This is a genomic window from Bradyrhizobium sp. SRL28, from assembly GCF_018596315.1.
Lineage (GTDB): Bacteria > Pseudomonadota > Alphaproteobacteria > Rhizobiales > Xanthobacteraceae > Bradyrhizobium.
This window is the reverse complement of sequence record NZ_JAHEAG010000001.1, coordinates 813,435-838,150: the sequence shown is the minus strand read 5'-3', so window position 1 is coordinate 838,150 and position 24,716 is coordinate 813,435. Positions and strand designations below refer to the sequence as shown.

Sequence of the window (24,716 nt, the reverse complement as noted above, 5' to 3'; positions counted from 1 at the left end):
GGCTTATTGCGGAATCCGGACACGGCAGGAACGCCGCCGGGCGGCACGTCCATGCTCAAATTTTTGCGAGGTGCGCAAGCGACGAGTTCGTGAAAGGCAGCCTTACGAAAACAACTGGCCTTACGCCATGGCCAGGCCGGCTATGCCGGCGATCGCAAGGGCGGCGCCCGACGCAATCATCACCGACGCAAAGCGAACTTCCGAACGCAAAGCGCTGCGTTGCCCCCTGCGTTCCGATCCTTTTGCATAACCGTGGACGATGATCTGCTCACTGAAGGTGCCGTTGGCGTCCAGAATGTCGGTCAGGCCCGCACTGGCGACCAGGATGCCGAGGATAATCAGTCCGGCAGGGCCCAGCAAACTCATCAGCAGCATTGGAAACAAGCCGATCAGGAAGATCGGCAGCAGTGGCAGCACGATGAACGACTCGGAGCCTCGCGTGCGCATGGGAGCAATCTCTTCTGGGCAAATGAATCTACCACGAATGCTCTCAAATAGGAGCAAAAAGGCGCATCGCCACCCGCGTACATGACACGGCTGCCATGCCGGCGGATCACGCCTGCTGCGCGGGGTATGGGCAAAGCCGCGTTTCGCGCCATTGCCGGCCCGCGGTGAGATACGCACACTGCGGTGCTTTGGCGCGGCCGGGCCATGGGCCTGCGTCTGGCGTCTCGTGACGATGTGAAACGAGGCTCAGCCCACCGCCATCCCGGAGCGGATTTCGGCGCGCAGTTCGTCGATCAGCCTGAGGCCGTTCTTGGTCTCGACGTGCCAGAAGGTCCAGCCGTTGCAGGCGCCGGAGCCTTGGGCCACCGCGCCGATGCGGTGGATCGAACCGACCTTGTCGCCGAGCATAATGGCGCCGTCGGCGCGAACCAGGGCGCCGTGGCGCTTCTTGGAATCGACCAGTTTGGTGCCGGGCGGAATCATGCCGCGCTCGATCAGTTCGGAGAACGCTACGCGCGGGGCGTCGCGCGCCGTCATGAACGGCGCCAGCGTCGCTTCGGGCAGCGGTTCGACGGCAGCGATGCGCGCTTCGGCCGCAGCCGCATAGGTCTTGTCGCGTTCGAAGCCGATGTAGCGGCGGCCGAGACGTTTTGCCACGGCGCCGGTCGTGCCGGTGCCGTTGAAGGGATCGATCACGAGATCGCCGGGCTGCGACGACGACAGCAGCACGCGAGCCAAAAGGCCCTCGGGCTTCTGGGTCGGGTGCACTTTCTTGCCATCGGCGCCCTTGAGGCGCTCTTCGCCGGTGCAGAGCGGGATCAGCCAGTCGGAGCGCGCCTGCACATCCTCGTTGGCGGCCTTCAGGGCTTCATAATTGAACGTATAGCCCTTGGCCTTTTCGTCGCGCGCCGCCCAGATCATGGTTTCATGGGCATTGGTGAAGCGGCGGCCGCGGAAATTCGGCATCGGGTTGGTCTTGCGCCAGACGATGTCATTGAGGACCCAGAAGCCGAGGTCCTGCATGATCGAGCCGACGCGGAAAATGTTGTGATAGGATCCGATCACCCACAGCGTCGCCGACGGTTTCATGATCCGGCGGCAGGCGAGCAGCCATGCACGGGTGAAATCGTCATAGGCGGCGAAGGATGAAAACTTGTCCCAGTCGTTGTTGACGGCATCGACATGGGATTCGTCAGGGCGCTTCAGGTCGCCCTTCAACTGCAGGTTATACGGCGGATCTGCGAACACCAGATCGACCGAACCGGCCGGAAGCTTCGACATCTCGGCGACGCAATCGCCGACGACGATGCGAGCGCTGGACTCGGACTCAAATTTAGTGCGGGGCGCCCTTGCAGACGCCCCGCGACGCGACACTACCATGACTCAATTACTCTGACTCAGGCGACGCTGTCGGCGACGCGGGACTAAACAACCGACTGGCGATACATTGACCCGGCAAAGTAAAAATCGACTTAATCGGTATTGTTGCTGAGAAGAGATTGCCGAGAGAAATTGCGGGGTTGGGTGCACTAGGCAATATTTGCCGGGCAGGTTATTGATTAATGGAATGGAAATTTTACGTGATTGCTGCGTTGGGTATTCGAGCAAACAGCCCCGGGGATGAGGAAACAGCGCCATGCGTTACGATGATTTCCGTCGCAGCGACGAAATCGATGACCGTCGAGACGACAGCGGTGGCGGAATGGGTGGTGGCGGCGGCGGGTTTGGCCTGCCGATGGGCGGTGGCGGGCTCGGCATCGGCACCATCATCGTGCTCGGCCTGGTCGGCTATGCCTTCGGCATCGATCCGCGCATCCTGATCGGCGGCGCCGAAATCCTGACCGGCGGCAACCAGGCGCCGACCTACCAGACCGATCGCAAATCGGGACCGGCCAAGACCGGCGCGCCGAAGGACGAAGTCGGCAGCATGATCGCCGGCATTCTCGGCGAGATCGACGATCGCTGGAGCGAGATCTTCCAGTCGAGCGGACAGAATTACACGGGGCCGCGCATCGTGCTGTTTCGCAACGCCACCAATGGCGGCCGCTGCGGCATGGCGCAGTCGGCGATGGGGCCGTTCTATTGCCCGCCGGACAAGCAGATATTCCTCGACACCAGTTTCTTCCGCGAAGTCGAAACGCGCTTTCGCGGCTGCTCTGGCAGCGCCTGCAAGTTCACGACGGCCTATATCATCGCGCATGAAGCGGGCCATCACATCCAGAACCTGCTCGGCATCCTGCCGCGCGTGCAGCGGCTGCAACAGCAGGCCGGCAGCAAGGCGGAGGCCAACTTGCTGCAGGTCAAGGTCGAACTGCAGGCGGATTGTCTTTCCGGCGTCTGGGTCAACCGCGAGGAGAAGAAACGTCCGGGCTTCATCGAACCCGGCGACATCGATGCGGCACTGAGGACGGCAACCGCGATCGGCGACGACACGCTGCAGCGGCAGTCGACGGGCAGGGTGGTGCCCGATAGCTTCACCCATGGCTCCGCGGCGCAGCGCAAGCAATGGTTCATGACCGGCTACCAGCAGGGCACGGTTCAGTCCTGCAACACGTTTGCGGCAGGAGCGTTGTGACGGTCTCGTGCCCCGGATGCAGCGCAGCGCGTCAGCGATGCGCTGCTATTCCGGGGCCCATGCCGTTTGGACACGAATAGGTCCCGGCTCTGCGGCGCATCGCTCCGCGCTGCACCGCGTCCGGGACACGGGGAAACAACGCTATGTCCTCCATCGACGAAACCAAACAATTCGTGCCGCTCAACATCGCGGTGCTGACGGTCTCAGACACCCGCTCGCTGGCCGATGACAAATCCGGCGCCACGCTGGCGGAGCGGCTGACCGAGGCCGGTCATCTTCTTGCCGCGCGTGAGATCATCGTCGACGACGTCGATGCGATCCGCGTCATCATCAAGCGATGGATCGCCGACGCCGGCGTCGATGCGATCATCACCACCGGCGGCACCGGTTTCACCGGCCGCGACGTGACGCCCGAGGCGATCGAGCCGCTGTTCGAAAAGCGGATGGATGGTTTCTCCATCGCCTTCCATATGCTGAGCCACGCCAAGATCGGCACCTCGACGGTGCAGAGCCGCGCCACCGCGGGGGTCGCGGGTGCGACCTTCATCTTCTGCCTGCCGGGATCGCCGGGCGCCTGCCGCGATGCGTGGGACGGCATACTCGCCGCCCAGCTCGATTACCGCACGCGTCCCTGCAATTTCGTCGAGATCATGCCGCGGCTCGACGAGCATCTGCGGCGGCCTAAAGCACAAGGCGCTTCAGCCTGATCAGCAACGCGCCTATCGCGCGCCACATGTTGCGATAGGATTCAACACGCAATTGATGCGCGCGCTTGATATGGAACTCGAGGATATCAGGCGTCACGCGCCGCGAGTTGTCGCGACGCACGGGCTTCACAGTTCCAGTTCCCAGGTTTCGCCGATCAGGTCCTGGCCGAAGCTGCGGTGCGGCTCCGTGGCGAGCAGTTTGAATCCGGCCTCCCGATAGATCTTGCGGGCGGCGACCAGAATGCTCTGGGTCCACAGCGTGATCCGGCGATAGCCGCACTGTCGCGCAAACGCGATGCACTCGCCGACCAGCCGCTGCCCCAATCCCTGTCCGCGTCCGGCGGGCTCGACCAGCAGCAGGCGCAGCTTGGCGACGTCATCGGTGTGTCGCACCAGGAATATCGAGCCGACCTGCACTCCCTCGATCTCGGCGATCCAGCAACGCTCGCGCGACGCATCAAATGAGGCGAGGAACTTTGCCGCGATCTCGGCGACGAGCCCCTCGAACGAGGAATCGAAGCCGTATTCGCGGGCGTAGAACGCGCCGTGGCTTTGCACCACCCACCCCATGTCGCCGGGGCGTGGCTCGCGCAGCATCGCGTGCGAAGGCAGGTCGCCGGATTCACCGAGCAGCCGTTCGATCACGGCCATCGCCCCGATCAAGCGCGCTTTGCCGCCGTGCGGCAACATCGCCAGCATCGCCGCAACTTCGTCCTGCATGCTGCGCTCGAGTTTTGCGAATGTCTGACGTCCCTTGGCGGTCAGCCCGAGCCGGTATTGCCGGCGGTCGGATGGCAGCGGTTCGCGGGTGATCAATCCCCCTTCATCGAAATTCTGCACGATCCGGCTGAGATACCCCGCATCGAGGCCCAATTCGGTTCCGATCTCCTTGGCCGAGAGATCTTCACGGTGGGCGAGTTCGTACAGCACCCGCGCCTCGCTCAGCGAGAAGGGGCTCTTCAGGAGCTGCTGGTCCAGCACGCCAAGCTTGCGGGTGTAAAAGCGGTTGAAGGCGCGAACCGCCGCGACTTCTTGTTCGGAATCCAGTTGGGACATGGCAGCACCTCGATACTTGCCATTGTCAAATATATAATTGCCTTTGGCAAGTATATTCTCACGCTAGGTATCCGGCGAGGCGCACGCGGGACCGTTCTACTTTGCATGGGGTTGTTTTCGATATTTTGTGTCTGGCCGCCCTAGGCGACGACCATGATCCGACTGCGCAACTGGGTGCGCGAGGCGCGGCCGAGCTGGCGCAGCAGCCGCGTCTCGGAACGGCGGGAATCCGGACGATAACCGCCAAGCCGTTCATAATGATCGCGCGCGATCAGAAGCCCCTGTTCCGCCGACGGCCCGGCAATCAGGCGGGCCACGAATTTGAAGCCGTCGCGCAGCCGCGTGTCGGCGTAGGGCGAGCGGGCATAGCGAAACACCCCGGCGCGCGGCCGGTCGCTGCTCGATACGTTCTGGATGAATTGCGCGGTCTCGTCGATCCAGCCGCTGTCGAGCACCGCGCCGGCATGCAGGAACATCAGCCATGGCGAGCGCGCCGCCCGCGCGCCAGCGGCGAGCGCCGCGGCGTGTGTTCCTTCAAACGCCAGAAAGCGGCAGCCGGCGACGTCGGCCACCCGTTCGATCACGCCGTTGCCGGCCCTGTCCACCAACAGCACTTCGCGGATGACGCCGGCGGCGGCTCCCGGCACCAGCGCCGCCAGCGTTGCGACGGCGGGCTGTTCTACTCCTTCGGTCGGAATGATCACGCTCAGCATGAATGAGACTTCGGTGGCTCAACGGGGGAAAAACGCTGCACTGTTATCACCTTGTCATAATCAAAGCAGCCGTTTGCGTGCAGTTTTTTGCGGCACCTGGCGCCGGTGTGCTTTCGACGTTCTGCGTCGTTGTGAATTGTTCTCGATGATGTTCTTGATTTGTTCTTTCGGCGTGCTATGTTCGCTTCATGAGCCGAGCATCCTCTCATGCCCTCAAGCACCCGCCGGTCACGGCGCCCTCCGAGCCGGCGGGTGCAACACCATTTCCTGAGCTTGCTGTCGCGATCGAAGGCCAGCGGCGGCGCGGCCGTGGCGCGCAGTCCAACCAGAGCGGCCGGTTCGAGGCCGAGGCACGGGTCGCCTTCGACGATGGCTGGCAGAGCCTGGACGACCTGCCGCCGTTCAAGACGACGGTATCGCTCGATACCTCGCGCAAGGTCATCACCCGCAACGACTCGCCCGACATCGGGTTCGACCGCTCGATCAATCCCTATCGCGGCTGTGAGCATGGCTGCGTCTATTGCTTCGCGCGGCCGACGCATGCCTTTCTCGGCCTGTCGCCCGGGCTCGATTTCGAATCCAAGCTGCTCGCCAAGCCCGACGCGCCGGAACTGCTCGAGAAGGAACTGGCCGCTTCGGGTTACGAGCCGCGCATGATCGCGATCGGCACCAACACCGATCCCTATCAGCCGATCGAGCGCGATTACAAAATCATGCGCGGCATTCTCGAAGTGCTCGATAGGGCCGGCCACCCCGTCGGCATCGTCACCAAATCGGCGCTGGTGACGCGCGACATCGATATTCTGCAGCGGATGGCGAAGCGCAATTTGGCCAAGGTCGCCATTTCCGTGACCACGCTCGATCCCAAGCTCGCACGCACCATGGAGCCGCGCGCCTCGACGCCGCCGAAGCGGCTGGAGGCGCTGCGGCAATTGTCGGAGGCCGGAATCCCTGCGACCGTCATGGTCGCGCCGGTGATCCCCGCGCTGAACGATTCCGAGATCGAGCGCATTCTCGATGCCGCCGCCCATGCCGGCGTCAAGGAAGCAAGCTACGTGCTGCTGCGGCTGCCGCTGGAAGTTCGCGACCTGTTTCGCGAATGGCTGATGGCGAACTATCCCGACCGTTACCGTCACGTGTTCACCCTGATCCGCGACATGCGCGGCGGGCGCGACTACGACTCGCAATGGGGAACGCGAATGAAGGGCACCGGCCCGATGGCCTGGATGATAGGACGGCGTTTCGAGATCGCCTGCGAAAAGCTCGGCCTCAACAAGCGCCGCTCGAAACTGACGACCGATCATTTCGTCAAGCCGAATCGCAGCGGACAGCAACTGAGTTTGTTCTGAAAGCGATAGGATTTGTAATCGTCATTGCGAGCGAAGCGAAGCAATCCATCGTGCCACAAGAAAGGATGGATTGCTTCGTCGCTTCGCTCCCTTGCGCAAACGCTTCGCGTTTGTCGCAGGCAATGACGCGGAGGTAGTAGCATGAGTACGAAAGCACCAACCCCGCGGTTCACCGTCATCACGCTCGGCGTCAGCGACATGCGCGCCAGCGTTGCCTTTTACGAAGCGCTCGGTTTTGTCCGAAAAATGCAGGCAACCGGCGAGGCGGTCGCCTTCTTCGACACCGGCGGCACCGTGATCGCGCTTTACCCGTGGGATCAACTCGCCCGCGACGCCACGCTGCCGGATGAGCCGCGGCCGAAAACCTTTCGCGGAATGACGCTCGCCTGGAATTGCGGCTCCGTCGAGGAGGTCGACGCCGTGCTGGATTTCGCAATCTCCTGCGGCGCGTCGCTGTTGAAGCCCGCGCACAAGACCGACTACGGCGGTTACTCCGGCTATTTCGGCGATCCCGACAACCATCCCTGGGAAGTCGTGGTCGCGCCCGGCATCGAGGTCGGCGACGACCGGCGGGTTCATCTGGCGGATTAGAACCCTTGATAGTGGGGCCGTACCACTTCTATCTGCTGGTGAATTGCCGTATTCAGGCGTGATGGACCAAGAGCCCGCGCCAGCATCGAAAAAGCAGTCGCTCGTCATCTTGACGACGCCGCGCCTGATTCTGCGCGCGACGGCCGAAGAGGATATATCGGTTCTGCAGAATCTGATCCTCGGCGACAGCGATGTGATGCGCTTTGCATTTTCCGGAGCGCCGATGGCGGGGGAAGCCGCCGAGGATTTCATCCGGAGATCATTCACCTTCGGCGAAAGCCTCACGGGGATGGCGGTCCTGACGGAAAAGCCCGCGGGCGAGGTCATCGGCTTCGCGGGTTTGTCTCCATGCCAGGCGCTGGAGGCCGACGATTTTGAGATCGGGTTTGTCCTTGCGCGCCGGGCATGGGGCAGGGGGATCGCAACCGAAGTCGGCGAGGCGCAGCTGGTTTTCGGGTTCGAGCAACTCAAATGCGGCAGATTGCTCGGGATGGTCGATCCGCGAAATGCGCCGTCCATTCACGCGCTCGAGAAGCTCGGAATGCGATTCCGGGAGACGATTGCGGATCCCAAGCGCGGAAGCCGGAGCGTTTATATGATTGAGGCCGGGGAGTGGCGACGGCGGCGCGCTGAATAACGGGAATTGTGCCGGGTTTCCCGTTGCGCCCGGGCGCGCACTTTCGCAGGATCCCGGCATGATTCGGGACAAGTCCGCCAAGAGAACTGACAAGAAAGCCGGCAAGGAACAGGTCGAGCTGCCCAAGGGCGTGATCGCCGTCGCGCCGCCGAGCTTTCGCCGCGAGCGGGCGCTGATCAAGCGCGGCGTCTGGCCGGTGGCGGGCTGCGACGAGGCCGGGCGCGGGCCGCTGGCGGGTCCGGTGGTGGCGGCCGCCGTCGTGCTCGATCCCAAGCGAATCCCCAGGGGGATCGACGATTCCAAGCGGCTGACCGCCGAGCGCCGCGAGGAATTGTTCGAGGAGATCTGCGCGACATCGTCCTTTGCGGTCGCCTTTGCCTCGCCGGCGCGGATCGATCGCGACAACATCTTGCGCGCCTCGCTGTGGGCGCTGGCGCGCACGGTCTGTGCGCTGCCCGAGATACCGAAGCACGTTTTCGTCGACGGCCGCGACAAGATCGACGTGCCCTGCGACTGCGACGCTGTGATCGGCGGCGACGGCATTGTCATGTCGATCGCAGCCGCCTCGATCATCGCCAAGGTGACGCGCGACCGCCTGATGAGCGCATTGGCGCTGGATTGCCCGGGCTACGGCTTCGAGAACCACAAGGGCTACGCCGTGCCGGAACATCGCGAGGCGCTGGACCGGTTAGGGCCGAGCATCCACCACCGCCGATTTTTCGCGCCGGTCATAGCCGCGCGGCAGAAACATTACCCTGAGACAGTCGAGGAGACGGTCGAGCCCGATCTCTTTACCGTTGATGCGGAGATTACTTCCGAGATTTCAGTCACGATCTGAGGCCGGTTGCCTCGGCGGCTCGTGCGCTCTATCAAACGTCCTTGGGGGACAGGGCTGCTCGGCCCGGCATTCGGACGTTTCATGCGCTTCACCTCGCTCGTTGTCGAACTGATCCGCGCCCGGCCGCGGCTGGTGGTCTGGATCGTGGTGCTGGCCCAGGCCGGACTTTGGCTGTTCCTGCCGATGCTGCTCTACCGGAGCCCGCCCGGCGACCTTGCGACCGTGCTGGCCTTCGGCCGGGAATACCAGGTTGGAACCTGGCTCGGTCCGCCGCTGGCGTTCTGGCTCGCCGACATCGCCTTCCGCGCTGCCGGCAACCACATGTTCGGCGTCTATCTACTGGCGCAAGCCTGCGCCGTCGCCACCTTCTGGATCTATTATCAACTGGCCCGCGCGATCATCGGCGGGCAGCAGGCGGTGCTCGCGGTCCTGCTCTCGATGACGGTGGTGGCGTTCAGCTCGCCCGGCGTCGAGTTCGGCCCGCTGGTGCTGGCGCGCCCGCTATGGGCGCTGCTGTTGCTGCATTCCTGGCAATTGATCGGCCAGAACCGGCGCAACGCGTGGTTCGCCTGGTCGATCGAGGCCGGGCTGTTGCTGCTGACGACGTCGGCCGCGCCCTTAATGTTGCTGCTGCTCGCCGGATTTGCCGTTGCCACCCCGCGCGGACGGCGCGTGCTGACGTCGCTCGATCCGCTCTACGCGCTGCTCGTGATCGTCGTCCTGGTATTGCCCTATCTGATCTGGCTGCTCCGCGCCGATGCATTCGCCATGCCGCCGTGGCCCGCGATCTCCGATCTCGGCGCGCGAATCCTGCAATGGGGCTGGCTGCTCATAGGCCTGGTGCTCGCGATGTCCGCCATCGTGCTGCTGGCAATCCTCAATTCCGGCTGGTTCGCCCGCAATGCCGGGGAAGCGCCGATCATCTACCGGCCGCCGGTCGATCCGCTGGCGCGCGACTTCGTCTATTTCTTCGCCATCGCTCCGGCGCTGCTCGGAAGTTTCCTGGCCGGGCTGTTCAATTTCGACCATGTCGTAGGCGGCGCGGGCGTTGCCTTGCTGATGTCCGGACTTGCCGTGATCGTGGCTACCGGCGATCTGCTCTACCTGCGGCGCCAGCGCGTGCTGCGCGCGGTTTGGGCCGCGGCGCTCGCCGCTCCCGCCCTCGCGGTGATTGCGACCACATTATTTGTGCCCTGGACTGGAACTGCCGAAGTGACGACCTCGCTGCCGGCGAAAGCGATTGCCGCATTCTTCGGCGACAATTTCGAACGGCGAACCAATCAGCGGCTGCGCGCCGTGGCCGGCGATCCGCAACTGGCGAGTTTCATTGCGATGAGCCGCGGCCGCCCGCATCTATTGCTCGACGCCACGCCCGAACGAACGCCGTGGCTGTCGGTCGCGAAATTCAACCAGACCGGCGGCGTCGTGGTCTGGCGCGCCTCAGATACATCAGGCACGCCTCCGCCCGAGATTGCGCAACGCTTTCCCGGCCTCGTGCCGGAAGTGCCGCGCGCCTTCGAATGGATGGTGAATGGCCGCCAGCCGCTGTTGCGCGTCGGCTGGGCCATTGTGCGGCCGAAGGCGCCGTAGCCGGATCCTGAGATTGTAGGGTGGGCAAAGCGACTTGTCCGCCGTAGCTCAACGAGCGAAAGCGGAAGCGTGCCCACCACTTTGAATCGTAATTTGGATAAGTGGTGGGCACGGCGCAAAGCCTTTGCCCACCCCTACGAAGCTGTCTGTTCCAGCGCCTTCGCAATGGCGCGCAGATCCTGCCACGACATCCGCTTGTAGGACGGCGAGCGCAGCAAATACGCCGGATGGAACGTCGCCATGGCGCGGATGGAGCGCGTGCCGGTGTCGTAGTCGAACCATTTTCCGCGGGTTCTCATGATGCCCTCGCGGGTCGACAGCAGCGTTTGCGTCGAGGGATTGCCGAGCGTCACCAGCACGTCCGGGTTCACGAGCTCGATCTGCCGCTGGATGAACGGCAGGCAGATTTGCGTTTCCTGCGGCGTTGGCGTCCGGTTGCCGGGCGGCCGCCAGGGGATCACATTGGCGATGTAGGCCTTGCTGCGATCGAGCCCGATCGCCGCAATCATCCGGTCGAGCAGCTTGCCGGAACGTCCGACGAAGGGCAGGCCCTCGATGTCCTCGTCGCGTCCGGGCGCTTCGCCGACGAACATGATGCGGGCTTGCGGATTGCCGTCGGCAAACACCAGCCGCGTCGCGGTGTTTTTGAGCGCGCAGCCCTCGAAATTTTCCAACAGCGCGCGCAGCGCTTCCAGCGTCGGCGCCGTCCGCGCCGCTTCGCGCGCGATGGCGATGGCCGCTTCCGGCGGGGGTGCTATTTCGCTGCGCGGAACTGCCGGCGTTGCGGCGGGCGTTTCCCGCAACTGGCGGGGTGGCGCCGTCTCGCGGACTGGGACGGGGGTTATCGGGGCGTCGGGCTCGCTCAGCCGGTCGACCGGCTCCTCCGTCAACGCGCAATCGACCCCGGCCTCCAGATAAAAGGCCAGCAATTGCCTGACATTAGGCGCGGGTTCGGGGATCAAATCCATTATGCCAATCTAATATGGATCGCGCCGGCGTGAAACGCCTCGCATTGCCATTTCCATGGTTGTCCTCCCCGCAAAAATCGGAAACAACGAGCCTTTAGAGCCGTTCTCAATCGGGCTGAGATCAGATCATGAGTGCAGAAGAACTTCCTCCCCGCGAATCCATGGAATTCGACGTCGTGATCGTCGGCGCCGGGCCGTCAGGCCTCGCCGCGGCGATCCGGCTGAAGCAGCTCAATGCCGATCTCAGCATCGTCGTGGTGGAAAAGGGGTCCGAGGTCGGCGCGCATATCCTATCGGGCGCGGTGATCGATCCGGTCTCCCTCGACAAGTTGATCCCCGATTGGCGCGAGGATGCCGATTGCCCGCTGAAGACCCAGGTCAAGGACGATCGCTTCTACTGGACCACGGCGACCAGCGCGATCCGGCTGCCGAACTTCGCGATGCCGCCGCTGATGAACAACCATCACTGCTATATCGGCTCGCTCGGCGATGTCTGCCGTTGGCTGGGGCCGAAGGCGGAGGCGCTCGGCGTTGAAATCTATCCCGGTTTTGCCGCCGCCGAGGTACTTTATGACGACAACGGCGCTGTGCGCGGCATCGCGACCGGCGACATGGGCATCGCCAGGGATGGAAGCCTCAAGGATTCTTTCACGCGCGGCATGGAACTGTTGGGTAAATACACGCTGTTCGCCGAAGGCGCCCGCGGCAGCCTGAGCAAGCAGCTGATCGCGAAGTTTTCGCTCGACGCCAAGAGCGAGCCGTCGAAGTTCGGCATCGGCCTGAAGGAAGTCTGGGAGATCGATCCCGCCAAGCACCAGAAGGGCCTGATCCAGCATTCGTTCGGCTGGCCCTTGAACAATTCGACCGGCGGCGGTTCCTTTCTCTATCATTACGACGACAACAAGGTGGCGGTCGGTTTCGTCGTGCATCTCAATTACGACGATCCGTATCTGTCGCCGTTCGACGAATTCCAGCGCTTCAAGACGCATCCCTCGATTCGTACCGTGTTCGAAGGCGGCAAGCGGATTTCCTATGGCGCGCGCGCGATCACCGAGGGCGGTTATCAATCGGTGCCGCGTCTGAGTTTCCCGGGCGGCGCGCTGATCGGCTGCGCCGCCGGCTTCGTCAACGTGCCGCGCATCAAGGGCGTGCACAACGCGATGGGCAGCGGCATGCTCGCCGCCGAACATGTCGCCGCAGCGCTTACCGCCGGCCGCGCCAATGACGAACTGGTCGAATACGAAAACGCCTGGCGGGATTCCGCCGTGGGCCGAGACCTGCACCGGGTCCGCAACGTCAAGCCGCTATGGTCGAAGTTCGGCACCATCATCGGCGTGGCGCTCGGCGGCTTCGACATGTGGTGCAACACGCTGGGCTTCTCGCTGTTCGGGACCCAGTCGCACGCCAAGCCCGACCGCAAGACGCTGGATGCGGCGAAGGCGCACACCCCGATCGCCTATCCCAAGCCGGACGGCAAGCTAACCTTCGACAAACTGTCGTCGGTGTTCCTCTCCAATACCAACCATGAAGAGGACCAGCCGGTTCATCTCAAGGTCGCCGACATGAACCTGCAGAAGACGTCCGAGCACGATGTCTACGCCGGTCCGTCGAACCGCTATTGCCCGGCCGGCGTGTATGAATGGGTAGAAGAGGGCGCAGGTCCGCGCTTCCAGATCAACGCCCAGAACTGCGTCCACTGCAAAACCTGCGACGTAAAGGACCCGAACGGCAATATCACCTGGGTTCCGCCGGAGGGCGGCGGCGGGCCCAACTACCTGGGTATGTAGACAGGCCGCATAGACCACGATTGCGTGAGCTGGAGGAGGGTGATACCGCCTCCGGCCACGATACCGCCATAGTAAAAGCGTTTCCGGGTTAGGCTGGCTAAATCGGAGCCCTCAGGGCCTACTCTGCCAATCGATTCGCCAACCCGTATCCTTGCGGTTAAGGGCCAAAAGCGGCATTGTCGCTGCCCGAGATGCCGCCGCTTGGGTTAGCATTCGAGACCGATCGTAACGATCCCGCCATACATCCTGGAGCTAGGCGAACGTGATGCTTTCCACTCGTATGAATCGTTGGACCTTCGCCGCAATTACTCTCGCCGCACTGGCCGCACCGGCTGCGGTTTTGGCCCAGACGCCCGAACACACGGGCGACAATGCCGCGCAATTCCCGAGCAAGGCCGATCTGAAATCGCTGACGACGGCGGGCAGCTACCTCGCCGCGCGGCATGCCAGCGTCGAGCGCGACGCCGCTTCCGCCGCGGCATTCTATCGCTCCGCGCTGCGCACCGATCCGAAGAACAACGAACTGCTGGACCGCGCCTTCATCTCCTCGCTGGCCGATGGCGACATCGATGAAGCGGTCAAGCTCGCCGACCGCATCCTGACGATGGACAAGGCGAACCGCGTCGCGCGGCTGGTGGTCGGCGTCCGTGACCTCAAGCAGAAGAAATATGCGGCCGCGCAGATCAACATCAACCAGTCGATCCGCGGACCGATTACCGATCTGGTGGCGACGCTGCTGTCGGGATGGGCGAGCTACGGCGCGGGCGATGCCAAGGCCGCGGTTGCAGGTATCGACAAGCTGACCGGCCCTGAATGGTATCCGATCTTCAAGGATCTCCACACCGGCATGATCCTCGAGACCTCGGGCAAGGACAAGGATGCCGGGACGCGGTTCGAGCGCGCCTACAAGCTCGACGATTCGATGCTGCGCGTGTCCGACGCCTATGCGCGCTGGTTGTCGCGCAACAAGGACGGCGCGGCGGCGGCCGGCATTTACGAAGCGTTCGACAAGAAGCTGCCGCGGCATCCGCTGGTGCAGGAAGGCCTGCGCGACACCCGGGCCGGCAAGAAGCTGCCGCCGCTGGTCGATTCGGCGCAAGCCGGCGCGGCGGAGGCGCTCTACGGCATCGGCGCCACGCTGACCCGTCGTGGCGGCGAGGATCTGGCGCTGGTCTATTTGCAGCTCGCGCTCTACCTGCAGCCCAATCATCCGCTGGCGCTGCTGTCGCTCGCCGATCTCTATGAGTCCGTGAAGAAGCCCCAGATGGCGATCAAGGTCTACGAGCGCATGCCGGCGAGTTCGCCGCTCAAGCGCAACGCGCAGATCCAGCTTGCCACCAATCTCGATGCCGCCGACCGCAGCGACGAGGCGATCAAGATCCTGAAGGGCGTCACCGGGGAAGCACCCAAGGATATCGAAGCCATCATGGCGCTCGGCAACATCGAGCGCGGTCGCAAGAAATTCAACGATTGCGCCAACACCTATACGCTCGCGATCGACGCGATGCCCGGGGTGACGGACAAGAACACCTGGGTCACCTATTATTATCGCGGCATTTGCGAGGAGCGTTCCAAGCAGTGGAGCAAGGCCGAGGTCGACATGCGCAAGGCGCTGGAGCTGCAGCCCGAGCAGCCGCATGTCCTGAACTATCTCGGCTATTCCTGGATCGACCAGGGCATCAATCTCGACGAAGGCATGAAGATGATCCGGCGCGCCGTCGATCAGCGCCCCGACGACGGCTACATCGTGGATTCGCTGGGCTGGGCGTTTTATCGGATCGGCAATTTTGAAGATGCGGTGAAGCATCTCGAGCGCGCGATCGATCTCAAGCCCGAGGATCCGACCATCAACGACCATCTCGGCGATGCCTATTGGCGCGTCGGGCGGACGCTGGAAGCCAAATTCCAGTGGGCCCATGCCCGCGACCTCAAGCCTGAGGCGGAGGAACTGCCGAAGATCGAGGCCAAGATTGCCAACGGCTTGCCCGAAGACACCTCTTCTGCGGCTTCCGCCGACAAGAAGAAAGAAGACGGCAGGGGCGGCTGAGGCGAGGACTTTAGGGGCTGTTCGGTAATGCCGGCATTGAGTGATGAGGCGCGCGCCAAGGTCAACCTGACCTTGCAGGTGAACGGCCGTCGTGCGGACGGCTTTCATGATCTCGAAAGCGTGGTGGCGTTCGCCGATTGCGCCGACCTGCTGACGCTGACGCCCGGTCCCGATCTGGATCTGAAAATGTCGGGACCGCTGGCGCAGGCGTGCGGCGATACGTCGGATAATCTGGTGCTCAAGGCCGCGCGTCTGCTGGCCGAGCGCGTACCTGATATGAAGGCCGGCAGCTTCTCGCTCGACAAGGTCTTGCCGGTCGCGGCCGGCATCGGCGGAGGTTCGGCCGATGCCGCAGCCGCGCTGCGGCTGCTTTCGCAGTTGAACGGGCTCGCGCTCGACGATCCCCGTATTATCGAAGTGGCGCAACTGACCGGCGCCGACGTGCCGGTCTGCGTCAATTCGCTCGGTTGCGTCATGACCGGCGTCGGCGAGTCGCTGCAGCCGCTCAACTTGCCAAAAATGCCCTGCGTGATGGTCAATCCCGGCGTTCCCGTCGCGACCAAAGACGTCTTCAACGCGCTTGGCCTGCGTAAGGGCCAATTGCTGGTCGGCGTCACCGACGTGCTGCTGCAGGACCGCTGGCCCGACGAGAAAGCATCGCTCGAAGACTGGGTTGAAGCGCTCGCTGCCAGTTCCAACGATCTGGAAGCGCCGGCCATGCGCGTCCAGCCCGTGATCTCTGAGGTTATCGCAGCGCTCAACGCGACCAACGGCGCCTGGCTGGCGCGGATGTCCGGATCGGGCGCCACCTGCTTTGCGATCTATGAGAACACCGCCGAAGCCGGCCGCGCGGCGGAGCAAATCCGGCGCGATCACCCCGGATGGTGGGTGCATGCGGGAACGCTGAGCTAGGCCGATTTTGTAGGGTGGGCAAAGCGATAGCGTGCCCACCATTCCTGGCGGAGTGCTGATGGTGGGCACGGCGCGATGCGCCTTTGCCCACCCTACGGCCTAGCTTGCCGGCCGCCGCGCCAGCGCCAGCGAAATACCGAGGCCGGCGATGAACAGCCCCGAGCCCTGTCGCAATCGTTGAAGCAGATTCGGATTGCGCGTGAGGCCGGCGCGCGCCGTCGCGGCCATCATCACCACGACGACATCGACCAGTGTGTTGAGCGCCACCGAGATCAGGCCGAGCGTGATGAACTGGAGCGCAGGGTAGCCGCCGGCCGGGTCGATGAATTGCGGAATGAAGGCCAGAAAGAACGCCGCGGTCTTCGGATTTAGCGCTTCAACGAGCACGCCTTCCCGAAACACCCGTTGTTGCTTATCGACAGCGATGGCCTGTTGCGGCAGAAGATCGCGCGCCTCGCGAAACGTCTTGAGGCCAAGCCAGACCAGATAGAGCGCGCCGGTGAATTTGAGCACGGTGAACAGTTCGGCACTGGCAAGGATGATCGCCGAGACGCCAAGTCCGCCCGCGATTACATGTACGAGCCCGCCGAGTGCGGTCCCAAATGTCGAGGCGATACCGGCGCTTTTGCCGCCCGACAGCGTCCGTGCCGCGACGTAAAAGATTCCCGGACCGGGGACCGCGGCAATGACAAGCGCGGCCAAGAGAAACAATGTGAAATTGGTGCCGTTCAATGCGATCTCTTTTTGTAGGAAGGGTATGGCTTCGCTCAACTACGCGCTGTCTTCACCCGCCTTGTGCGCAATTGCGCACTGGGGCGGGTGATCCAGTATTCCAGAGGCATCAGCGTTCCATTGAGAAGCCGCGGCGTACTGGATACCCCGCCTTCGCGGGGTATGACGGAAGCGGAATCAATGCGACCGCGCCAAACAAAACGCCACGACCTGCTCGAGCGCGGTCTTCATGGGTGAGGCCGGGAACAGCGCCAGCGCGTCGACGGCCATCGCGCCGTAATGCTGGGCGCGGCTGATCGTGTCTTCCAGCGCGCGGTGCTTGGTCATCAGGCCGATGGCATGATCGAGGTCGCTGTCGCCGATCTCGCCGCGCTCCAATGCCTTGATCCAGAACTTGCGCTCGCTGTCATTGCCGCGGCGGAATGCCAGTACCACCGGCAGCGTGATCTTGCCCTCGCGGAAATCGTCGCCGATGTTCTTGCCGAGTTTCGCGGCCTTGCCACCATAGTCCAGCACGTCGTCGACGAGCTGGAACGCGATGCCGAGATTCATGCCGACCGAGCGGCACGCGGTCTGCTCGGCCTTCGGCCGGTTGGCGATCACGGGGCCGACCTCGCAGGCGGCGGCAAACAGTTCGGCGGTCTTGCCCCTGATAACGGCGAGGTATTCGTCTTCGGTGGTCGCGGTGTTCTTGGCTGCAGCAAGCTGCATCACTTCGCCTTCGGCGATGGTGGCCGCGGCGGAGGAGAGAATGTCGAGCGCGCGCAGCGAGCCGACTTCGACCATCATGCGGAAGGCCTGGCCGAGCAGGAAGTCGCCGACCAGCACGCTCGCCTCATTGCCCCACAGCATCCGCGCCGACAGCTTGCCGCGGCGCAGTTCGCTCTCGTCGACCACGTCGTCATGCAGCAGCGTCGCGGTGTGCATGAACTCGACGGAGGCCGCGAGCTTGATATGGCCGTCGCCGGAATAGCCGGTGAGGCTTGCCATCGCCAGCGTCAGCATCGGGCGCAGACGTTTGCCGCCGGATGAAATCAGGTGGTTGGCGACCTCCGGAATCATGGTGACTTCCGACCCCGTCCGCGACAGGATCGTGGCGTTGACCCGCTCCATGTCGGCGGCGACGAGCCCGACCAGCGCATCTATCGAGGCGTTCGGGCTTTCGAAGGGTACAATAACCGCCACGCGGGTCTCCAATTTTGGCCAATTCGCACTATCCTTACTACAATAGAAAGTGCGGGCTATGGCGGCAAGGGCAGGTAGCGGTTGACAGGCCCGATGCCATCGCCGCACCCGGGCGAAAAGGAGTGCGTCACGTGCGGGAATTGGTCAGGACCAACGATATCGTGCTGGTTTCCGCAGTCGGCGCGCTGCTCGACGGCGCCAATATCCATCATCTGGTGCTGGACCAGAACATGAGCGTCATCGAGGGATCGCTCGGCATCCTGCCGCGCCGTATCCTGGTCCATGAGGACGACAATCGCGCTGCGCGCCAGCTGCTGGCCGAGGCGGGCCTGGCCCACGAATTGCGCCCCGATGACTGACCCCGTCCTCGAACTCACCGAGGATGCGTTTCTCGGCGGGCAATTGCGTCTGATGCAACTGAAATCGGGACATCGCGCCGGTCACGATGCGGTGTTGCTGGCGGCGGCGACGCCAGCCCGTTCGGGCGACCGCGTGGCCGATCTCGGGGCCGGCGTCGGGGTCGCGGGCCTGGCGGTTGCCAGGCGCGTGGCCGGCATCGATCTGGCCCTGGTCGAGATCGATACAACGCTGGCGGGCATTGCGCGCGCCAATGCGGATGCGAATGCGATTCACGCTGACGTGATCGTGCTCGATGTGGAAGCTGATGCCGCAGCCTTTGCCGCTGCTGGCCTCGCGCCTGACAGCGTCGATGCGGTGCTGATGAATCCGCCCTTCAACGACCCCGCGCGGCATCGCGCCTCGCCGGACACCGCGCGCGGGATAGCGCATATGGCGACCGCAACGACGCTCTGGAAATGGATTCACGCGGCGCGGCGCATTCTCAAATCGAGGGGCGCGCTGACGCTGATCTGGCGCGCCGATGGGATCGCCGAGGTGTTTTCCGCGCTCGATCACGGTTTCGGGAGCCTGCAGGTTCTGCCGGTTCACGGCGACGCGCGGGGGCCTGCCAATCGCATCCTGGTTCGCGCCACCAAGGGTGGGCGGGCGCCGACGCAAATCCATCCCGCCCTGATGCTCAATGATGAGCAAGGCTTGCCTAGTAAAAGGGTGCAGGAGGTTCTGGCCGGGAAGGGGAGCTTGCCGCTCGCGAACCCGTAATGGTGGCTTCCTCGAACAGGACGCTATTGCGGAAGCGTCTCTGACTGTTGCTTCGGCGCCGATGTAAAGTGGATCGCGGCCAGAAGGCTGCCGATGAGCATTATCAGCAGGTAAATTTTCATGTCAGTCTCCGCTGCGCCATTGCAGCTTTAACGTCTGCAATGCAAAAGGCGTTCCGGCCAAAAACGGCGTTTCTGCCTTTGCAATGACAGTGGTGGGATAAAAAATGGTTAATTCGAGGTAACGGCATGAGTGAACAAATAAGTGATCGCGCGGGATTGCCGAACCTCATTGACAGGGTGAAGCAACTCATTCCGGCAAAATTCCGGCGCGACGCCGCTGTCGTTCCGGTGGTGCGTTTGTCGGGTGTCATCGGCGCGGTGACGCCGTTACGGCCTGGCCTGACGCTGGCGGGCATCGCCAGGACGCTGGAACGCGCTTTCGCCACCAAACACGCCAAGGCTGTGGCGCTGGTGATCAATTCGCCCGGCGGCTCGCCGGTGCAATCGCGCCAGATCTATTTGCGGATCAGGCAGCTTGCCGCGGAAAAGAAACTGCCGGTGCTGGTGTTCGTCGAGGACGTCGCGGCATCCGGCGGCTACATGATCGCCTGCGCCGGCGACGAGATATTCTGCGATCCGTCCTCGATCCTCGGTTCGATCGGCGTGGTCGGCGGCAGTTTCGGTTTTCAGGACCTGATCAAGAGAATTGGCGTCGAGCGGCGGCTTTATACGGCAGGCGAGCACAAGGCGATGCTCGATCCGTTCCTGCCTGAAGATCCCGAAGACGTGGCGCGCCTGAAGGCGCTTCAGCGCGAGATCCACGCCATCTTCATTGCGCTGGTCAAAGGCAGTCGCGGTGCGCGGCTCAAGGGAGCCGAGGACGTCCTGTTCACCGGCGAATACTGGGCGGGCGAGAAGTCCGTCTCGCTGGGTCTTGCGGACAAGATCGGCGATATCAGGTCGACGCTGCGCGAGCGCTTTGGCGAGAAGGTGCTGACGCCCGTCATCGCGCCCGCAAGCGGGATGCTGGCCGGGCTGTTGGGCCGGAAGTCGCCGGGGGCGGGCGCGCTGGCCGCATTCGACGGTATCGGGGGATTGCCGGATGACCTGATTTCCGCGCTGGAGACACGGGCGATCTGGGCCAAATTCGGGTTCTAGAAATCAACTGGAAGTCAACGGGCCGCGCCATTTAGTCCCAAAAGCGGAATTGCGGCGCAGGCCGGCTTGGGCGACAATGCGAGCCATTGGGGGCTGACACGTGAACGACAAGGATCGACCGATGCCGCCGCTGATCGCATTCGCGGGTGCCCTGGGTGGGCTCGCCGTGGTCCGATGGGCCTACAAGACTGCCGTCCGGATCAACAGGGAACTGGAAGAGGCGCGCCTGGCGCGCGTCGGCGAGGCCGCCCAAACGGCCGACATTCCGACGCTGCGCCGCGACCCCGTCACCGGCGCCTATCGGCCGGGTTAGAACAAGCGCCTTCGCACCAATTGGGCGGTGCCATACCACCGGCACCGCCTTGATTCCACGGCCCCGCGTCGATACGGTCCCGCGCTCTTCAATCCCCCTTCGCGAGACCGATTCTGCCGATGGACGCACTTCCTGCCCATATGCGCCCGGAACGTTCGTTCCAGGGCTTCATCCTTGCCCTGCAACGGTTTTGGGCGGAGCAGGGCTGCGTGATCCTGCAGCCCTACGACATGGAAATGGGTGCGGGCACCTTTCATCCGGCGACGACGCTGCGTGCGCTTGGCCCGAAGCGCTGGAATGCGGCCTATGTGCAGCCTTCGCGGCGGCCCAAGGACGGCCGCTACGGTGAAAATCCCAACCGGATGCAGCACTACTATCAGTTTCAGGTGATCATGAAGCCGTCGCCGCCGAACCTTCAGGACCTGTACCTGAAGTCGCTGGCCGCCATCGGCATCGATTCGAGTCTGCACGACATCCGCTTCGTCGAGGACGATTGGGAGAGCCCGACGCTGGGTGCGTGGGGCCTGGGCTGGGAGTGCTGGTGCGACGGCATGGAAGTCAGCCAGTTCACTTATTTCCAGCAGGTCGCGGGCGTCGAATGCGCGCCCGTTGCCGGCGAACTCACGTATGGGCTCGAGCGGTTGGCGATGTATGTGCAGGGTGTCGACCGCGTCTACGATCTCAACTTCAACGGCCGCGACGGCGCCGACAAGGTCACCTATGGCGATGTGTTCCTGCAGGCCGAACAGGAATATTCGCGGCACAATTTCGAGCATGCTGATACGGCGATGCTGTTCGAGCAGTTCAAGATGGCGGAAGAGGCCTGTCGGAAATATCTCGCGGTCGGGTGGAAAGAGGGCGGCAATCAGAAAGAACATCTGATGGCGCTGCCGGCCTATGACCAGTGCATCAAGGCGAGCCACGTCTTCAACCTGCTCGACGCCCGCGGCGTGATCTCGGTGACCGAACGGCAGAGCTACATCATGCGGGTGCGCGAACTGGCAAAGGCCTGCGGCGAAGCCTGGGTTCACACCGAAGCGGGCAGGGCGATCTGATGCCTGATCTTCTGCTGGAACTGTTTTCCGAGGAAATCCCCGCACGCATGCAGGCGAAGGCGGCGGACGACCTGCGCCGCATGGTCACCGACAAGCTGGTCGCCGAAGGCCTCGTCTATGAAGGCGCCAAGGCGTTTGCGACGCCGCGGCGGCTGGCGCTGACCGTGCACGGCATCCCGGCGCGGCAGTCCGACCTGAAGGAAGAGCGCCGCGGCCCGCGCGTCGGCGGCCCCGATGCGGCGATCCAGGGGTTCTTGAAGGCGACGGGTCTCGCCCGGATCGAAGACGCCAAGATCCAGACCGATCCGAAGAAGGGCGATTTCTACATCGCGCTGATCGAAAAGCCGGGACGTGCCACGCTCGACGTGCTCGCCGAGATTCTGCCGGTCATCGTCAGAACCTTCCCTTGGCCGAAATCAATGCGCTGGGGCGAACGTTCGGCCAAATCGGGTTCGCTGTCCTGGGTGCGGCCGCTGCATTCGATCATCGCGACCTTCGGGCCGGAGACCGAAGAACCCGATGTGGTGAAATTTTCCGTCGACGGCATCGAGGCCGGCCAGACCACGTTCGGTCACCGCTTCATGGCGCCGTCAGCGATCCCGGTGCGCCGCTTCGAGGATTACGAAGCGAAGCTCAAGGCCGCAAAAGTCGTGCTCGATCCGCAGGCGCGCAAGGACATCATCCTGGCCGATGCCAAGCAATTGGCGTTCGCGCAAGGATTTGAGTTGGTCGAGGATCAGGTGCTGCTGGACGAGGTCGCAGGCCTCGTGGAGTGGCCGGTCGCGCTGATGGGATCGTTCGACGAGGAGTATCTCACGATCCCGGACGAGGTGATCCGCGCCACCATCCGCAACAACCAGAAATGCTTTGTGGTCAGCGATCCCAAGACGGGCAAGCTCACCAACAAGTTCATCCTCACCGCCAACATCGAAGCCACCGACGGCGGCAAGACCATCATCGGCGGTAACGAGCGTGTGATCCGCGCGCGGCTGAGCGACGCAAAATTCTTCTATGAGACCGACCTGAAGACGAAGCTCGAAGCTCGCCTGCCGAAGTTCGAGCAGATCGTGTTCCACGAGAAGCTCGGCACGCAGGCCGAACGTATCAAGCGCATCGAACGGCTGGCCGCCGAGATCGCGCCGCTGGTCGGCGCCGACGTCGAAAAGGCCAAGCGTGCCGCGCATCTGGCGAAAGCCGATTTGCTCACCGAAGTCGTCGGCGAATTCCCCGAGCTGCAAGGCTTGATGGGGAAGTACTATGCGCAGGCATTGGGCGAAGACGCCTCCGTCGCCGCAGCGAGCGAGGAGCACTACAAGCCGCAAGGGCCCGCCGATCGCGTGCCGACCGATCCGGTGAGCGTTGCGGTCGCTCTGGCCGACAAGATCGACACGCTGGCCGGATTCTGGGCGATCGACGAGAAGCCGACGGGTAGCAAAGATCCGTATGCGTTGCGGCGCGCGGCGCTGGGTGTCATCAGGCTGATCGTCGAGAATACGCTTCGACTACCGATCCTGAACGTGGCGAAGTCGGCCATGGTCGGTTTGCCGGCAACGGGCGACGCTCAGAAACTTCCGGGCGATCTCCTCTCCTTCTTCGCCGACCGCCTGAAGGTCCAGCTTCGCGATCAGGGCGCGCGTCACGATCTCGTGGATGCCGTGTTTTCGCTCGGCGGCCAGGATGACCTCCTGTTGGTCGTCCGCCGCGTCGAGGCGCTCGGAAAGTTCCTTGACACCGACGACGGCAAGAACCTGCTTGCAGGGACCAAGCGCGCGAGTAACATCCTTGCGATCGAGGAGAAAAAGGACAAGCGCACGTTTGACGGCGCCCCGAATGCCGGGCTTTACAATTTGCCTGAGGAAAAGGCGCTCGCCAAGGCGATCGATCAGGTCAAGAGCGAAGCCGGTGCTGCAGTCGCGAAGGAAGATTTCGCCAGCGCAATGAGCGCGATGGCCAAGCTGCGTCCGGCGGTCGATGCGTTCTTCGACAAGGTCAAGGTCAATGACGATGAACCCAAGGTGCGCGAGAACCGACTAAAGCTTCTGAACGAGATCCGCGCGGCGACCCGCGCGGTTGCGGATTTTTCGAAGATCGAAGGCTAGATCATGGATCGTCAGACGCTCGCCGCTTACGACCTGGATGCGGCGGCGTTCGCGAAGGATTGGCTCGGTCAGCCGTCGCCCGTCGACCTGCAGGAAGTCGTCGAGCGGTTTTTCGTGCGCGGCGGCACTTCGGCCGATATCGGCTGCGGCTGCGGCCGCGAGGTCGCCTGGCTCCATGCGAACGGTTTTTCGGCCGTGGGCTTCGATCCTTCCGAAGGCCTGCTCAACGAGGCGCGCCGGCGATACCCTTCCTTCAAGTTCGCGCAGGCCGAATTGCCCGAGCTGCGCGGCGTCGGGACGTTCGACAACGTCCTGTGCGAAACCGTGATCATGCATCTCGACCGCAAGCAGATTGCGGCATCGGTTCGCCGGCTGCTCGATATCGTCAAGCCCAGCGGCATTCTCTACCTGAGCTGGCGCGTCACCGAGGGCGCCGATCAACGCGACGCGCAGGGGCGGCTTTACGTCGCCTTCGATGCCGCCTTGGTGCTGACGGAACTGAAGGCGACAACGGTGTTGCTGGACGAAGAGGCGCTCACCGCCTCATCGGGGAAGAAGATTCACCGGCTCGTGGTGAAGAAGCCGGGACTGGAAATTCGGGAATAAATTGTAGGGTGGGCAAAGCGAAGCGTGCCCACCATCGTCCCCAAAGCGAGCTGATGGAATGGTGGGCACGTCGCTGACGCTCCTTTGCCCACCCTACAGCACCACGTCTGCCGCACGACTCAGACGCACAAAGAAAACCCCGCCCGGAGGGGACGCCGGGCGGGGCTTCGTGTCCGGTCGTATCTCGCGCACATCCGCTTGCGCGGCGCCCGGACCAATCGTTCAGGCTA

Annotated in this window: 24 protein-coding genes; 17 read left to right on the top strand and 7 right to left on the bottom strand. The window is 63.5% G+C overall.

The genetic code is table 11. The features are described 5' to 3' along the window. Positions 1–120 precede the first annotated feature (120 nt). Positions 121–447 carry a hypothetical protein gene (locus KIP88_RS04050; RefSeq protein WP_214486541.1) on the bottom strand — a complete coding sequence of 109 codons (327 nt, stop codon included), beginning with the start codon at positions 445–447 and terminating at the stop codon, positions 121–123. A gap of 246 nt (positions 448–693) precedes the next feature. Beyond that, positions 694–1,827, bottom strand: a complete 1,134-nt coding sequence (locus KIP88_RS04045; protein ID WP_214486540.1) for a site-specific DNA-methyltransferase — start codon at positions 1,825–1,827, stop codon at positions 694–696. 256 nt (positions 1,828–2,083) lie between these two features. On the opposite strand from KIP88_RS04045, the gene KIP88_RS04040 reads away from it, so the two are divergent. Then, positions 2,084–3,022 carry a neutral zinc metallopeptidase gene (locus tag KIP88_RS04040; protein ID WP_214486539.1) on the top strand — a complete coding sequence of 313 codons (939 nt, stop codon included), beginning with the start codon at positions 2,084–2,086 and terminating at the stop codon, positions 3,020–3,022. Positions 3,023–3,165: 143 nt separating this feature from the next. Further along, complete coding sequence (gene moaB / locus KIP88_RS04035) at positions 3,166–3,729, top strand: molybdenum cofactor biosynthesis protein B (protein ID WP_214486538.1); 564 nt, start codon at positions 3,166–3,168, stop codon at positions 3,727–3,729. A gap of 126 nt (positions 3,730–3,855) precedes the next feature. Here moaB and KIP88_RS04030 read toward each other — a convergent pair whose 3' ends face one another. Next, a complete protein-coding gene (locus KIP88_RS04030; RefSeq protein ID WP_214486537.1) occupies positions 3,856–4,785 on the bottom strand; it encodes a helix-turn-helix domain-containing GNAT family N-acetyltransferase in 930 nt (309 codons plus the stop codon). A gap of 140 nt (positions 4,786–4,925) precedes the next feature. After that, positions 4,926–5,498: a glycosyl transferase gene (locus KIP88_RS04025; RefSeq protein WP_214486536.1), complete on the bottom strand. Its 573-nt coding sequence runs from the start codon at positions 5,496–5,498 to the stop codon at positions 4,926–4,928. Between the two features lie 188 nt (positions 5,499–5,686). On the opposite strand from KIP88_RS04025, the gene KIP88_RS04020 reads away from it, so the two are divergent. The 5 genes from KIP88_RS04020 to KIP88_RS04000 all read left to right on the top strand — a co-directional run bounded on the left by KIP88_RS04020 (position 5,687) and on the right by KIP88_RS04000 (position 10,503). After that, the gene (locus KIP88_RS04020; RefSeq protein ID WP_214486535.1) at positions 5,687–6,847 is read left to right on the top strand and encodes a PA0069 family radical SAM protein; all 1,161 of its coding nucleotides are present in this window, start codon (positions 5,687–5,689) and stop codon (positions 6,845–6,847) included. Between the two features lie 141 nt (positions 6,848–6,988). Then, entirely contained in the window at positions 6,989–7,438 is a 450-nt protein-coding gene (locus KIP88_RS04015) for a VOC family protein (protein WP_214486534.1), read from the top strand. Between the two features lie 61 nt (positions 7,439–7,499). Continuing rightward, positions 7,500–8,075 carry a GNAT family N-acetyltransferase gene (locus KIP88_RS04010; RefSeq protein WP_214486533.1) on the top strand — a complete coding sequence of 192 codons (576 nt, stop codon included), beginning with the start codon at positions 7,500–7,502 and terminating at the stop codon, positions 8,073–8,075. Positions 8,076–8,133: 58 nt separating this feature from the next. Then, the gene (locus tag KIP88_RS04005; RefSeq protein ID WP_214486532.1) at positions 8,134–8,913 is read left to right on the top strand and encodes a ribonuclease HII; all 780 of its coding nucleotides are present in this window, start codon (positions 8,134–8,136) and stop codon (positions 8,911–8,913) included. Positions 8,914–8,994: 81 nt separating this feature from the next. Further along, on the top strand, positions 8,995–10,503 hold the full coding sequence (locus KIP88_RS04000; RefSeq protein ID WP_214486531.1) for a glycosyltransferase family 39 protein: 1,509 nt from the start codon (positions 8,995–8,997) through the stop codon (positions 10,501–10,503). A gap of 134 nt (positions 10,504–10,637) precedes the next feature. On the opposite strand, the gene KIP88_RS03995 is transcribed toward KIP88_RS04000, so the two are convergent. Then, positions 10,638–11,465, bottom strand: a complete 828-nt coding sequence (locus KIP88_RS03995) for a uracil-DNA glycosylase family protein (RefSeq protein ID WP_214486644.1) — start codon at positions 11,463–11,465, stop codon at positions 10,638–10,640. A 134-nt stretch (positions 11,466–11,599) separates the two neighbouring features. On the opposite strand from KIP88_RS03995, the gene KIP88_RS03990 reads away from it, so the two are divergent. The 3 genes from KIP88_RS03990 to KIP88_RS03980 all read left to right on the top strand — a co-directional run bounded on the left by KIP88_RS03990 (position 11,600) and on the right by KIP88_RS03980 (position 16,217). Beyond that, on the top strand, positions 11,600–13,258 hold the full coding sequence (locus tag KIP88_RS03990) for an electron transfer flavoprotein-ubiquinone oxidoreductase (protein ID WP_214486530.1): 1,659 nt from the start codon (positions 11,600–11,602) through the stop codon (positions 13,256–13,258). Positions 13,259–13,523: 265 nt separating this feature from the next. Next, on the top strand, positions 13,524–15,305 hold the full coding sequence (locus KIP88_RS03985; RefSeq protein ID WP_214486529.1) for a tetratricopeptide repeat protein: 1,782 nt from the start codon (positions 13,524–13,526) through the stop codon (positions 15,303–15,305). 27 nt (positions 15,306–15,332) lie between these two features. Continuing rightward, positions 15,333–16,217, top strand: a complete 885-nt coding sequence (locus KIP88_RS03980; protein WP_214486528.1) for a 4-(cytidine 5'-diphospho)-2-C-methyl-D-erythritol kinase — start codon at positions 15,333–15,335, stop codon at positions 16,215–16,217. Between the two features lie 99 nt (positions 16,218–16,316). Here the strand turns inward: KIP88_RS03980 and KIP88_RS03975 are convergent, their stop codons facing one another. Together KIP88_RS03975 and KIP88_RS03970 are read right to left on the bottom strand one after the other, a co-directional pair. Then, positions 16,317–16,949, bottom strand: coding sequence for a LysE family translocator (locus KIP88_RS03975; protein ID WP_214486527.1), 633 nt, complete (start codon positions 16,947–16,949; stop codon positions 16,317–16,319). A 177-nt stretch (positions 16,950–17,126) separates the two neighbouring features. Continuing rightward, the gene (locus KIP88_RS03970) at positions 17,127–18,134 is read right to left on the bottom strand and encodes a polyprenyl synthetase family protein (RefSeq protein ID WP_057849530.1); all 1,008 of its coding nucleotides are present in this window, start codon (positions 18,132–18,134) and stop codon (positions 17,127–17,129) included. A gap of 131 nt (positions 18,135–18,265) precedes the next feature. On the opposite strand from KIP88_RS03970, the gene KIP88_RS03965 reads away from it, so the two are divergent. The 7 genes from KIP88_RS03965 to KIP88_RS03935 all read left to right on the top strand — a co-directional run bounded on the left by KIP88_RS03965 (position 18,266) and on the right by KIP88_RS03935 (position 24,486). Further along, positions 18,266–18,493, top strand: coding sequence for a DUF2007 domain-containing protein (locus KIP88_RS03965; protein ID WP_212420243.1), 228 nt, complete (start codon positions 18,266–18,268; stop codon positions 18,491–18,493). Continuing rightward, positions 18,486–19,253, top strand: a complete 768-nt coding sequence (locus KIP88_RS03960) for a tRNA1(Val) (adenine(37)-N6)-methyltransferase (protein WP_214486526.1) — start codon at positions 18,486–18,488, stop codon at positions 19,251–19,253. Before KIP88_RS03965 ends, KIP88_RS03960 begins: the two co-directional genes overlap by 8 nt. Before the next feature lie 248 nt (positions 19,254–19,501). Beyond that, complete coding sequence (locus KIP88_RS03955; protein WP_214486525.1) at positions 19,502–20,413, top strand: S49 family peptidase; 912 nt, start codon at positions 19,502–19,504, stop codon at positions 20,411–20,413. A gap of 121 nt (positions 20,414–20,534) precedes the next feature. Beyond that, on the top strand, positions 20,535–20,726 hold the full coding sequence (locus KIP88_RS03950) for a hypothetical protein (protein ID WP_214486643.1): 192 nt from the start codon (positions 20,535–20,537) through the stop codon (positions 20,724–20,726). Positions 20,727–20,845: 119 nt separating this feature from the next. Beyond that, complete coding sequence (locus KIP88_RS03945) at positions 20,846–21,781, top strand: glycine--tRNA ligase subunit alpha (protein WP_214486524.1); 936 nt, start codon at positions 20,846–20,848, stop codon at positions 21,779–21,781. Next, positions 21,781–23,880: a glycine--tRNA ligase subunit beta gene (glyS, locus tag KIP88_RS03940; RefSeq protein ID WP_214486523.1), complete on the top strand. Its 2,100-nt coding sequence runs from the start codon at positions 21,781–21,783 to the stop codon at positions 23,878–23,880. The genes KIP88_RS03945 and glyS overlap by 1 nt, the downstream gene beginning before the upstream one ends. 3 nt (positions 23,881–23,883) lie before the next feature. Next, complete coding sequence (locus KIP88_RS03935; protein ID WP_214486522.1) at positions 23,884–24,486, top strand: bifunctional 2-polyprenyl-6-hydroxyphenol methylase/3-demethylubiquinol 3-O-methyltransferase UbiG; 603 nt, start codon at positions 23,884–23,886, stop codon at positions 24,484–24,486. Positions 24,487–24,716: the final 230 nt, after the last annotated feature.